13 protein-coding genes and 1 pseudogene are annotated in these 12058 nt (G+C 49.8%); 9 read left to right on the top strand and 5 right to left on the bottom strand.

Going from position 1 to position 12058, the window contains the following annotated elements; genetic code table 11:
• Positions 1 to 40 precede the first annotated feature (40 nt).
• The 6 genes and pseudogenes from ihfB to A9165_RS02100 form a co-directional block, all read left to right on the top strand.
• Positions 41 to 349: pseudogene (gene ihfB, locus A9165_RS02125) on the top strand (integration host factor subunit beta); the annotation flags it as partial.
• 38 nt (positions 350 to 387) lie between these two features.
• Positions 388 to 633 carry a DUF1049 domain-containing protein gene (locus A9165_RS02120; protein WP_083216210.1) on the top strand — a complete coding sequence of 82 codons (246 nt, stop codon included), beginning with the start codon at positions 388 to 390 and terminating at the stop codon, positions 631 to 633.
• A gap of 5 nt (positions 634 to 638) precedes the next feature.
• On the top strand, positions 639 to 1772 hold the full coding sequence (locus A9165_RS02115) for a tetratricopeptide repeat protein (protein WP_008949233.1): 1134 nt from the start codon (positions 639 to 641) through the stop codon (positions 1770 to 1772).
• 21 nt (positions 1773 to 1793) lie between these two features.
• Positions 1794 to 2492 carry an orotidine-5'-phosphate decarboxylase gene (gene pyrF, locus A9165_RS02110; RefSeq protein ID WP_065954749.1) on the top strand — a complete coding sequence of 233 codons (699 nt, stop codon included), beginning with the start codon at positions 1794 to 1796 and terminating at the stop codon, positions 2490 to 2492.
• A 145-nt stretch (positions 2493 to 2637) separates the two neighbouring features.
• Positions 2638 to 4362, top strand: a complete 1725-nt coding sequence (locus A9165_RS02105; protein ID WP_065954748.1) for a potassium/proton antiporter — start codon at positions 2638 to 2640, stop codon at positions 4360 to 4362.
• Between the two features lie 74 nt (positions 4363 to 4436).
• Positions 4437 to 4718 carry an HNH endonuclease gene (locus tag A9165_RS02100; RefSeq protein WP_065954747.1) on the top strand — a complete coding sequence of 94 codons (282 nt, stop codon included), beginning with the start codon at positions 4437 to 4439 and terminating at the stop codon, positions 4716 to 4718.
• A gap of 26 nt (positions 4719 to 4744) precedes the next feature.
• Here the strand turns inward: A9165_RS02100 and A9165_RS16745 are convergent, their stop codons facing one another.
• On the bottom strand, positions 4745 to 5242 hold the full coding sequence (locus A9165_RS16745) for a hypothetical protein (protein WP_138984171.1): 498 nt from the start codon (positions 5240 to 5242) through the stop codon (positions 4745 to 4747).
• A gap of 333 nt (positions 5243 to 5575) precedes the next feature.
• Here A9165_RS16745 and A9165_RS02095 point away from each other — a divergent pair, with 333 nt between their 5' ends.
• Both A9165_RS02095 and A9165_RS02090 read left to right on the top strand, forming a co-directional pair.
• Entirely contained in the window at positions 5576 to 6289 is a 714-nt protein-coding gene (locus A9165_RS02095) for an SGNH/GDSL hydrolase family protein (RefSeq protein WP_255365619.1), read from the top strand.
• A 16-nt stretch (positions 6290 to 6305) separates the two neighbouring features.
• Positions 6306 to 6905: a DUF938 domain-containing protein gene (locus tag A9165_RS02090; RefSeq protein ID WP_008608527.1), complete on the top strand. Its 600-nt coding sequence runs from the start codon at positions 6306 to 6308 to the stop codon at positions 6903 to 6905.
• Positions 6906 to 6940: 35 nt separating this feature from the next.
• Here the strand turns inward: A9165_RS02090 and A9165_RS02085 are convergent, their stop codons facing one another.
• From A9165_RS02085 to A9165_RS02075, 3 genes are read right to left on the bottom strand one after another with little or no spacing between them, the layout of a single operon-like run.
• Positions 6941 to 8101 carry a GNAT family N-acetyltransferase gene (locus A9165_RS02085; protein WP_008608528.1) on the bottom strand — a complete coding sequence of 387 codons (1161 nt, stop codon included), beginning with the start codon at positions 8099 to 8101 and terminating at the stop codon, positions 6941 to 6943.
• Positions 8102 to 8109: 8 nt separating this feature from the next.
• A complete protein-coding gene (locus A9165_RS02080) occupies positions 8110 to 9195 on the bottom strand; it encodes an AI-2E family transporter (RefSeq protein WP_008949216.1) in 1086 nt (361 codons plus the stop codon).
• A gap of 60 nt (positions 9196 to 9255) precedes the next feature.
• Positions 9256 to 10341: a phospholipase A gene (locus A9165_RS02075; RefSeq protein ID WP_008608530.1), complete on the bottom strand. Its 1086-nt coding sequence runs from the start codon at positions 10339 to 10341 to the stop codon at positions 9256 to 9258.
• A gap of 150 nt (positions 10342 to 10491) precedes the next feature.
• Here A9165_RS02075 and yghU point away from each other — a divergent pair, with 150 nt between their 5' ends.
• Positions 10492 to 11328 (top strand): glutathione-dependent disulfide-bond oxidoreductase, encoded by an 837-nt coding sequence (gene yghU / locus A9165_RS02070; RefSeq protein ID WP_008608531.1) that lies wholly within the window; start codon positions 10492 to 10494, stop codon positions 11326 to 11328.
• Between the two features lie 34 nt (positions 11329 to 11362).
• Here yghU and A9165_RS02065 read toward each other — a convergent pair whose 3' ends face one another.
• On the bottom strand, positions 11363 to 12022 hold the full coding sequence (locus A9165_RS02065) for a tellurite resistance TerB family protein (protein WP_008608533.1): 660 nt from the start codon (positions 12020 to 12022) through the stop codon (positions 11363 to 11365).
• Positions 12023 to 12058 lie beyond the last annotated feature (36 nt).

Here is a 12058-nt window from a genome sequence, read left to right as displayed (position 1 = left end):
ATGCCAGTGAAGCAGGGGGCCTAAGCCTCCTGCTTTCTCTACACGCAGGTATGCCGGAGGGTCTATGACCAAATCTGAATTAATTGAAAAGCTTGCCACCAGTTTCCCCCATATTCAGGTCAAAGATGTTGAAGCGTCTGTAAAAGAAATTCTGGAGCAGATGGCACAATCGCTTGCTTCCAGCGAACGTATTGAAATTCGTGGTTTTGGTAGCTTTTCGCTGCATTATCGCGCCCCCCGTGTTGGCCGTAATCCAAAAACCGGCGACAAGGTTGAGTTAGATGGCAAATACGTGCCACACTTCAAGCCCGGTAAAGAACTGCGGGATCGGGTAAAAGATAACACCTGATAGTTATTGCTTGTTATCGGCAAACTTAACGGAGCTGAGTGTTGCGTAGACTGGTTTTTATTTTTTTCACGCTGCTGGTAATCTTGCTGGGTTTTTTACTCGGCTCCACTAATCAACAACTCACTGAGCTGAATTTACTGGTCGTCAGACTGGAATTGCGTGTCGTCGATATCGCCGTGATTTTTTTAGTCACCGGCTTACTGCTGGGCCTGGTATTCAGTTTGCTCTTCTCGCTACAACGTAAAACCCGGGGTTGGTTTAGTAAAACCGCTGATAAAGCCTGACCGCTATGCCTGAACTGCTATTTCTGTTACTTCCTGTTGCCGCTGCTTACGGTTGGTTTATGGGACGAAATAGCCTGAAAACCAAAGAGCTTAAGGGCAGGGCTGACGTTACCCGCAATCTGTCATCTGGTTTGAACTTTCTGCTCACCGATCAGGAAGATAAGGCCATAGAGCAACTGCTGGAACTGCTGGATATTGAAGCCGCTACTATTGATACCTATCTGGCACTGGCAAACCTGTTCCGGCGCAAAGGCGATTGGGACAAGGCAATAAAAATTCATGAAAAGCTGCACCAGCTAAAACTGCCAAAAAACAAAGCACAGCAGATCCAGTTTGAACTGGCAAAAGACTACTTTTCAGCCGGTTTGTTTGACCGCGCCGAATACCTGCTGTTACCACTCACCGACAATGAGCTACTGCGCGAAGCTGTGCTGAAACAGCTATTCAGTATCTTCCTGGCCACCCATGAGCCACAAAAAGCCGTAGCATTGCAACCGGCGGTTGAGAAAACCCAATCGCGTAGTTTGCGCATTATGTTGGCAAATATGCAAATTCAGCATCTGGAAAAAAGCCAACAGCTGGATCTGAACCGGCTGCAGCAACTGGCAGAGCATTTTCCACAAGCGATCCGGCCTCGCGTTGCGCTGGCCCGTCAGGCATTGGCTGAACAGCAGCCGGCAGTGGCGAAAGCGGCAATACTGAGTGTGTTAAAGCAGCGCGTACAATGGGCAGCAGAGCTGCTGCCATTATTGCAGCAATGTCAGTTGGACGCGACCGAATGGCAACAGTTACTTAGCCCGCTGGCGGACAAGCATAATATCAGTGCCTGTTTGTTACTGACAGATCATCTGGCTGAACATCAGTCTGCCGCCGCCGCAGAGCAATATTTATTACCTAAACTGCGGCAACAGCCGAATATCCGCTTATTCCAGAAATTATTGCAGCTGCGTCAGCAGCAATCGGCGCTGGCTGCCGAGGCACTGATCTCGGTGGAAGAGCTGGTAAACGCCTATCTCGACTCCAAAGCCCTGTATAGTTGCCGCAATTGTGGCTTTAAAACCCGTCAACCTTATTGGTTATGTCCGTCCTGTCAGCAGTGGGAGACTGTAGAACCCATTGCCGGGATCGATGGCCGTTAATTTTTAGCTAAAGGATACCTCATGTCTTGTCGTTCGCCTGTGATTGTTGCGCTGGATTTCGAACAGCAGCAGCAAGCGCTTAATCTGGTTAGCCAGTTAGATCCCAGCCTGTGCCGGTTAAAAGTGGGCAAGGAGATGTTTACCCATTTCGGACCTGACTTTGTTAAAGCCCTGCAACAGCGAGGCTTTGAGGTTTTCCTGGATCTGAAATTTCATGATATTCCGAATACGGTAGCCAAAGCGGTGGCGGCAGCGGCCGAGCTTGGCGTTTGGATGGTAAACGTCCACGCCAGTGGTGGTAGCCGCATGATGCAGGCAGCCAAAGAAGCGCTACTGCCTTTTGGCGCTCAGGCCCCCAAACTGATCGCCGTGACTGTGCTAACCAGTATGGAGCAATCGGATCTCACTGAGCTCGGCATAATGCTAACGCCGGCACAGCAGGTACAAAAACTGGCGGTATTAACTGCTGCAGCGGGCCTGGATGGCGTGGTGTGCTCTGCGCAGGAAGCGACTTTGTTAAAACAGCAATTTGGTCAGCAATTTCAACTGGTCACCCCGGGGATCCGCCCGGCAAACAGTGCTGCAGACGATCAACGCCGGGTGATGACACCCAAGGCAGCACAACTTGCCGGCGTCGATTATATGGTCATTGGCCGGCCAATCACGAAAGCCGCGGATCCACTTGGCGCCTTAAAGGCAATTGTTGACGAACTTGCCTGATTTTTAAGCTAAAAACTAGCAATTTACGTTAAAGGCTGGTAAAAGCCCCGCCCAATCCGCTATTCTCGGTACAGCGGCACCGGATCCTGGTGCACTCCATACTGCCAGTTACCGCTGGCAGTATGCTGTTAGCGGAGCAACCTAAATGGATGGAATTAACCTGGCCATACTGGCCGGCGCCTTATTGTTCTTTATCAGTATTATCGCCACGCTGATTTCGGCGCGGCTCGGTGCACCTATGCTATTGGTGTTCCTGCTGATTGGAATGGTCGCCGGTGAGGATGGAATAGGGGGCATCCAGTTCGCTAACCCTCAGATTGCCTTTTTGATCGGCTCCATCGCGCTGGTGATTATTCTGTTCGACGGCGGTATGCGGACGCACCCGGAGCGGTTTCGGGTTGCCTTGGCGCCGGCGTCAATGTTAGCAACGCTGGGAGTGGTGATTACCTGCGGCACTGTCGGGGTAGCTGCTGCCTATTTACTGGGGCTGGGTTGGATTGAAGGCTTGTTGCTTGGCGCCATCCTCAGCTCCACTGATGCCGCGGCGGTATTTTCGATTTTCCAGTCGCAGCGACTGAAAATTAAAGAGCGGGTGGCGTCGACACTGGAGATCGAATCCGGTAGTAACGATCCGATGGCGGTTATTCTGACCCTGACACTGGTCTCACTGCTGGCCCAGGATAAGGCGCTGGATGCTTTTGTCCTGGTGACCTTTTTACAGCAAGCCGTAGTCGGCGCGGCTATGGGTTATGGTGCGGGCAGGGTGTTCGTATTCTTGTGCCGTAAACTGCCGCTAAGCTTTGCATTCTTTCCACTACTGGCAGTGGCCAGCAGTATTATGATTTACGCACTAACAAACTCCTTTGGTGGCAGCGGTTTTCTGGCTGTTTACCTGATGGGGTATATCGTGGGTAACGCCCGTTTACCTCAGATCATCCATATTTTGCGGATGCACGACGGTCTTGCCTGGATCAGCCAGATCAGTATGTTCTTAATGTTAGGTCTGTTGGTTTCACCCGGTAACCTGATGGACCATCTATGGCAGGCATTATTACTGGCCGGGGTGCTGATCTTTATCGCCAGGCCACTGGCTGTATTTATCTGTTTGATCCCGTTTAAATTCCCGATGCGCGATCAACTCTTTATCAGCTGGGTTGGCTTAAGAGGCGCGGTGCCTATTATTCTGGCGCTGTTTCCATGGCTGGCCGGTGTGCCAAATGAGCATCTGTATTTTGACGTCGCCTTTGTGGTGGTTATTGTCTCGCTGGTGTTACAGGGCTGGAGCTTGATCCCGGTAGCCCGTTGGTTAAAACTGGAAGTTCCGGCAGAGCTTGAGCCTGACCAGGCCATGCCACTGGATGCGGTGCCATCAAAAGATGTGATGGAAGTACTGGCCTATAAAGTGACATCACGTTCACCGGTGCTAACGATGCGCTGGCAACAACTCGGCGTACAGCTGCCGGTGCAGTATCTGGGGCTAATAAGGGATGGTGATTGGTTACAAGCCAGTGAAGATCCTGCTATCGCTGCCGGTGATACCATTATGGTGTTATCGCATTTGAAGCATGTGAAAAAGCTAAGCGAAATCCTCGCCAGTGATGCTGAAAAGAGCGTGTTGGATAACAGTAACTTCTTCGGTGATTTCTTACTCAATGGCGCAGTTAGCCTGAGTGATTTGGATGCATTCTATACCATTAATATGGCTGAGTTAAATCGGGAGCAGACGCTGTCTGCCTATATTAGCGAACGTTTCCATCGCCGGGTGGTAATCGGTGATCAGGTGAAGCTGGATCAATTACTTTTAACGGTACGTGAAATAAATGAGCAAGGTGACATTACCCAGGTTGGTATTAAACCGCTGCAAGATTAAGTTTTGAGCTAAAGTGCAAACTACAGCGTATAGCTGCATGTAAGCAGTAACATAAAACATGAGCGGATGCGGCTATGCCAACCACTGCGGTTCAACACTGCATGCTGTGCCAACGGCAAGTTGAATTGACCTTTCATCATCTTATTCCAAAAAAAATGCATCGCCGGGCGTTTTTTGAAAAGCATTATGACAAAGCTCAGCTTCAAGCCGGCATTATGCTTTGTAAACTGTGTCATAAGACTATCCATCGGTTTTACGACGAAATGACCCTGGCTAAAGAATACAACAGCCTGGCATTGCTGCTGACGAGCGAGAAAGTCCAACAGCATATCGAATGGGCTAAAAAGCAACGCTAGGCGGTACCTACATGGCACACAACCATCTATGGGTTTTGCTTAGACCATTGGCGCTCAAACTCGCGACGTTGGTCGGCTTTATCCTCTGCGCAGAATACAAAATCCTCTGGTGCAGTATCTCTGCTGCGGCAACGAGCGGGGATCTTGTAAAAAGCATCCCAGGCAGCACTTTTTTCAGGTGAGAAAACGTGGTTTCTAGCACTGAAGTTTGCCCTGGGTGAGCGTGTAACAGAAGACGTTGTAGCGGAATAGCTCGTAGTTTGCTCAGAGCGCACCGGTGTTTGTATTGAACTTAACCGACGTTCCTGGACTGGTTTCTTACAATGGGTTGATATGAGCATAAATAGCTCACGATCGCGTTTGTTCAAATAATTGCGTTCAGAAACACCATAACCACTGTTAAAACGCTTTCTAATGGTTTCACGCTCTGCATTGAGGGAATCACATCGGCGTTGGCTGTATTGGTCGTTGGCCAGTGCCGCAAGAGGAAAAATTAATAACGCTGCAGTAAGTATCCGCTTCATTCAACATCCTGTCATAGAGGGTTACATATTTTATTACTTAACCTTAAGCGAAAATGATGCCGGAGAAAAGACTAATAGTTATTGCGGTTAGTCTGCTAAAGTGATTAAGCTCATGGGATGAGGTACTAGCGCCCAAAGGGTTGGTGGGACCAGTTATGTTAGTTTTTAAAGCTGTTTTTGCCTAAGTTGCAATAGCCCATAATGTATATTATGTTAAATGTATTAAATGCTGGAAATGTCTAAGCAACTGTATTTGATAGATTTAGTGTTATAATCCTAACTTCGGATTTATAGCGAGTTTTGAGAACAGCTTATATGCAGGTATTTTGGTACTTGGTCACTGCTCTACTTTGGCCATTATTACTTTGGCAAGGCAAGCGCCTGCGCAAGCTGGCTGTGCGGTTACCGGAAGCCACTGGTGACAGAGCTGGCAGTATTGCTGCAAGCAATGCTGCACAACAATCTGTATTAAGAGTTTTGATTTGCGGTGACTCGGCGGCAGCCGGTGCCGGTATCGCTTCGCAGCAACAAGCGCTGGCGGGCTATCTTACCCGGGCGTTAGCGGTTGCAAACTCAGTAGAATGGCAATTAGTCGCGCAAAGCGGTCTTTGTTGTAACGGGCTGGTTAAGTTACTACAAGGTCTGCCAGAGCAACGCTTTGATCAGATCTATGTTTCGATTGGCGTGAATAATGTCTCTGCTCTGACCGGAAATCGCCAGTACCGCGAGCAGTGTCGGGAATTACTCACATTGCTTAGCACACGATTTCAGTCGCCGAAGATTATTATCAGCGCCATACCACCGATGCAGCAGTTTACCGCATTACCCTGGCCGTTAAATCAGTGGCTTGGGTTGAAGGCGCGACTATTAAACAAGGTTTTAACGCAAGAGCTAGCCCATTGGCCCAATGCAGTAATGGTTGATGCTAAGCTGCCGTTAAGCCCGGAGCTGCTGGCAGCAGACGGCTTTCATCCTTCAGCAAAAGGTGCGGCGCTTTGGGCGCAATTACTACTGGAAACCGCTGCTACAGACTGTGAGCAAACCTAAGATAAGTGTGATAACGATGAATGATAGCGATCTACCCTACTCGCAAGCCTGTGAAAATAATAAGTCCCCTATTCTGTCGGTATTAAATCAGGCTTTTGCCAATTGCCAGCAGGTACTGGAAATCGGCAGTGGTACTGGCCAGCATGCGGTTTACTTCGCCAGTCAGCTAGCTCACCTTAGCTGGCAAAGCAGCGATCAGCACTGCAATTTACCGGCACTGGCTGAACGGATCCGCCGTGCGGCGCTAGCCAATTTACCGCCACCATTGGCACTGGATATCAGCGATGACAGCACGCCCGAGCAGCGATTTGATGGTATTTTTACTGCCAATACCTTGCATATTATCAGTTGGCCACTGGTTAAGCGCCTGTTTAGGCGCTTAGATGAATTTGCCGCACAAGAAGCAACGCTATGTATCTATGGGCCTTTTAACTATCAAGGCGAATTCACCAGCGCCAGTAACCAGGCTTTTGATGCCAGCTTAAAAAGTCGGGATCCGGCGATGGGTATTCGCCATAGCGAAGACATTCTGCAACTGGCGGCGGCAGAAGGTTTTTTGCTACAGCAGGATATCGCGATGCCGGCAAATAACCGGCTACTCTGGTTTAAACGCTAGCCGCTGCTTCAATACCCATTTATTCAACCGGAGCTTTATTTAACCAGAGCTTTGTAGGGCAAGGCCGCTGCTGCAGCTTGAAGATAGTGCTGCAAATGCTGATGCTCTTGTTTGAAATAGCCCTGGATCGCAGCTGATAACGGCGTATCAGCAAAACGGTAGGCACCATAGCGTAATACCGGCGCAAAACCGCGTTTAAGCTTATGTTCACCTTGAGCACCGGCATCAAAAAACGATAATCCCTGCTTGATGCAATACTCAATACCCTGATAGTAACAAAGCTCAAAATGCAAATAGTCATTGTGTTCCAACGCGCCCCAGTAACGGCCATAGAGCGCATCCTTACCCCGAAAACAGAGTGCGGCAGCAACGATCTGCTGTGGTTGTTGCGAGTCAAAAGCCGCAAATACTACGATCTGTGTCGCCATTGTTTTCGCCATTAGTTGAAAGCTTTGTGGCGTGATATACCCGTGATGGCCGGAACGTTTAAGGTAAGTGGCCTGATAACAACGGATCAATTGTCGCCAGTGGTTATCGGTAAGCTGCTCACCGGTCAGAGTTTGCAAGCTAAGTCCGGTACAGGCGGCGCGCTCCTTAGCAATTTGTTTGCGCTTGCGCGAGTTCAGCCTAGCCAGAAAGTCGTTAAAATCTTTGTAATGCTGATTTTGCCAGAGAAATTGCACATCATATCTAAGCCATAGCCCCTGCTCCGCTAAGGACGTAGCTAGCTCAGCCTCTGGGTAGAGCCACTGTGCACTATATAGTTTACCTTGGTTTAGCTCAGCTTTTAGAAACTGACAAACCACGTGTAGCACCGCATGTTGATCAGTGCCTTGCCGCATGCCAAGCCTTGGCCCTGTCACCGGCGTAAACGGCAGCGCCGCTACCCATTTTGGATAATACGCTAACGGCAATTGCTGATAGGCCTGTGCAATTTGCCAATCAAACAGATACTCGCCATAAGAGTGAGTTTTTAAGTAGCCAGGTACTAAGGCAACCAACTGCTCGCCTTGCCAAACGGCAAGATGCTGGCTGTGCCAACCGCTATTACCATCAACACTGCCACCTTGTTCCAGCGCCGCTAAAAAAGCCTGGCGACTAAAAGGGTGAGCGTTATCAAATAATGCCTGCCAGTCGGGTTTGGCAATATCGTTAACCGAGTGCAGCCAGCCCGGTTTTAAACCATCATCTGTCATACTCAGACTTAACTTTTATCCTGCTGCGCCAGAAAGTCTTTAAACTCGATGGTATAAAGCCGCAGTAATACCAGCGTTAGCGCAAAAATAATCGGGCCGTAAATTACGCCAATTAAACCAAATAATTGGATACCACCGAGCAGGGCCAGAAAAATCAGTAAGGTGCTCATATTAGAGCTACCCTGCATCAGAATAGGTCTGAGGACATTATCTATCGAGCCCACCACTAACACGCCCCAGCCAGCCAGAAAGAGTCCCCAGCCCCAATCACCGGTAAAGAATAAATATAAACTGGCCGGCAGCCAGATCAGCGCTGTGCCTACCGCCGGGATAAAGGAGGCAAAGGCCATCATCGTGCCCCAGAATAATCCCGGAAAACCGACTATGGCCATGGCAATACCGCCAGCAAGCCCCTGCGCAATAGCAGTCAGCACTGAGCCGAGTACTGCTGAGCGTGCTACCAACTTGGCTTCGCTTAGTAAGGCATCTTTTTGCGAGCGGGATAACGGAATGTAATGCTGAATAGCGGCCACAATTTTATCGTGATCGCGTAATAAGAAATACAGCACAAACAACATCAAGACAAAGCTGAATAACAGACCGGTCAGATCGCCAAGCATCTTGGTACTCAGGTTTAACAACTCTTTACTAAAGCCGGCAGCAAATTCGCTCAGACGTTCAATAATCTGCCGTGGTGTTAAGAGATCGCCGGGGAGCTTATCAGCCGCCAGTGCCTGTAATTGTTGCAGATAAGGATGCTGCAGTAATTGCTCAGCCCCGCCCTGACCCAGCCAAAGATAGATTTGTTTGGTAACCAGCAACCCTTGTTGCACCAGAGCGGCAAACACCAGGCTGGCGGGTACCAGGATCACCAGCACCAACAGCAAACAGGACAAGGTTGCCGCCAGGTTGGGTTTAGTTGGCATTTTGCTACCTATCCAATGGTGTACCGGATAACACAGCAATGATAAGACAAAGGCCAGCACAATAGCGCCTAAGTAAGGTGCCACCAGCAGATAGCTGCCATACAAAGCCAATAGCAGCGCCAGGATCAGTAAATAATGGCGGGATTCGATGGTAAATTTCGCAGGCATGGTAAATCCTTTACAAACAGCACTGGCCGTGTATGTCGGCACTTCATCGTCGTTTGACAGTTAAAAGTTAAATAACATCACGCCCAAGCCTATACTATTTTGCCGGTGATTGTAATCCAGCAAGGTCTCGGCGTAACCGGAAAATAGCTGTAAATGCAGCCGTAAACCATCGGGTTGTTGCTTATTGATTGGATAGGTCAAATCCAGCTGCCAGGAGCCCTTGGAAAAATCCTGCCAGTTCATTCTGCGCGTTAATGAAGCGGTGGCACTGCCCGGTAGCCAGTTCAGTTGTAGCTCGGTACTGCCCAGGAAGTTTGTCAGATCCGGGTTATCGTCTTCCGACAATGATTCAGCAACCCGTTTATTAAACTTCAGCAGAAGTCCAACCTGCTCGCGCTCGAACGCTGCCGCGGTATAAAAGCGGTTCCAGCTGCGCGATAACGGCTCGCTCTGACCATTAGATTGGTGCACAAAACCAAATTGCAGCATCTGTAACCGCCAGCCAAAGGGCAAAGCGCCTAAGTACTCAGCCGTCGGGATAACATAAACCACCTCCGGCTGATAATCAGTACTACGAAAAGGTGCGGAGTCTTCTGAGTTCCACAGCTGCCACATCGAGGTCTGGGTATAGGCAAACCAGAGATCGGCATTGGGCAATAGCCAGTCTTCAAGAATTTTCGCCCGAAGTGATACCTGCAGCTTGGTTTCAATATCTTTATAGTTTTCCTGCAGCTCGGCACCGCTGCGGGTTGGACTTGCCGGTTGGCGGTTTACACCGCTACTGTAATGCACCGGCAAAATAAAGTTAGGTTGATAGGTACGCACCCGAAAGGTGCCGCGTTTATCCTGTTCGGTAAGTTCCCACAAGCTTTGTAGGATGGTAGCAACTGGAATTACCGGCGCAGCTGTGACTGGCTCGGCGTCCGTCGTATCGGGCTGTTCTGCTACAGTTTGGGCAACCGCCGTTACTGGCTGTCGCTCAGCCAGTAAACGCTGCTTTTGCATGGCTTTGACTATATCGTCATAACAACTGAGTCGCTGCTGATCGGCAAGGGCTAAACATTGTTCCAGACGTTGCTCCGCCTCAGCGCCCAGTGCCGGGTTAACAATACCCAAGGCGACGGCCAAAGCAATTAATCTCTGCATAAATTACTCCCTGTAGCGATCTCAAACTAACTTAGTGTACGGGATAAAAATGACAAATAGCTGAACTGAAGTGTAAAAAATGTCTTAATGGCCTTGTAGTTTATCAATATCGGCCCGATTTAGAATAAATACAGATCACAGGAGCATAGGATGACAACCTCATATACCCCACCCGCAGTCTGGCAATGGCAGTCTGAAAATGGCGGCGCCTTTGCCAGTATCAACCGCCCGGTTTCCGGCGCTACTCACCAGCAGCCTTTACCCGTTGGCGAACATCCGCTGCAACTTTATTCACTGGCGACGCCCAATGGCATAAAAGTCACAATCTTACTGGAAGAGTTATTAGCTGCCGGTCATGCGGCTGAATATGATGCCTGGCTTATCAGCATCAAAGACGGTGCGCAATTTGGCAGTGGCTTTGTCGAACTGAATCCTAACTCGAAAATTCCGGCATTATTTGACCGTGACCGCGGCATCCGGGTATTTGAATCTGGCTCAATTTTGTTGTATCTGGCAGAAAAATTTCAGGCCTTTTTACCCACTGAGCCTGGCGCCCGAACTGAAGTGATGAACTGGTTATTCTGGCAAATGGGTAGCGCCCCCTTTGTTGGCGGCGGCTTTGGTCATTTTTACGCCTATGCGCCGGAAAAATACGAATACCCGATCAACCGCTATGCTATGGAAACCAAACGTCAGTTGGATGTGCTGGATAAGCAGCTGGCGCGCCAGCCCTTTGTTGCTGGTAACGAATACAGCATTGCCGATATGGCAATCTGGCCCTGGTATGGCGGCCTGGTATTGGGCCGGCTTTACGATGCAGCTGAATTTTTGGATGTCGGCAGCTACCAGCATGTGTTGCGCTGGGCACAACAACTGGACGCACGTCCGGCGGTAAAACGCGGCTATCTGGTAAACCGTAACTTTGGTGATACACCAGGTCTGGCTGAACGCCACAGCACGGCTGATTTTGCGCCCTTCGGTTTGTAAAAGTAGGCGCCGGCAGTGGCGCCTACTTTTTCGTTTATCCGGCTACCAATTGGCCCGCAGCCTTAACTTGCTGCCGCAGCTCCAGCTGCAAGCTTTCCGGTAACTTTAGCTGTCTGGCCAACTCGGTCAGATAGCTACGCTCCATAAAGCTCTCTTCATCGATCACCAGCAAGGTCGCCATATACATCTCGGCAGCCAGTTGTTCTGAGGTAGCTAATCTTGCCACCGCGGCCGGATCCAGTGGTTTTTTCAGTTCAGCATCAACAAATTGCCGGATCCCGGCATCCGTGGTCAGTCTGCTGATTTCCTGCTCAATCAGCTGTAGCTCACGCTCATCAATATGACCATCCGCTTTTGCAGCAGCAATCAAGCAGACCAGAATGGCACGGCAACCGCTTTCAGTATGCAGCTCGGCCGCTGTGCTGCTTGCTGGCTGATTTCCCTGTTGCTGCTGCCAGTTACCATAGGCCTTGTAAGCCAGTACACCAAGCGCGGCCAGGCCACCGTAGGTTAGCACCTTGCCTCCGAGTTGCCGGCCCTTTTTACTTCCCAGCAAATACCCTAGTGCGCCGCCGGCTACGGCAGCACCGGCCCGACCTTTTAATAAGTCATTGATGCTACCACCGGTGCCCGGTGCACCAGTCAGCCCTGTACCATTACTCAGTAATTTGTTAAGAAAATCTTTATTTAGCATAGCCGGCTCCTTAGTTAAGATTTTGCTTAGAGCTTA

This window comes from Alishewanella sp. HH-ZS (assembly GCF_001704375.1).
Taxonomy (GTDB): domain Bacteria; phylum Pseudomonadota; class Gammaproteobacteria; order Enterobacterales; family Alteromonadaceae; genus Alishewanella; species Alishewanella aestuarii.
This window is presented reverse-complemented; position numbering and strand designations above follow the sequence as displayed.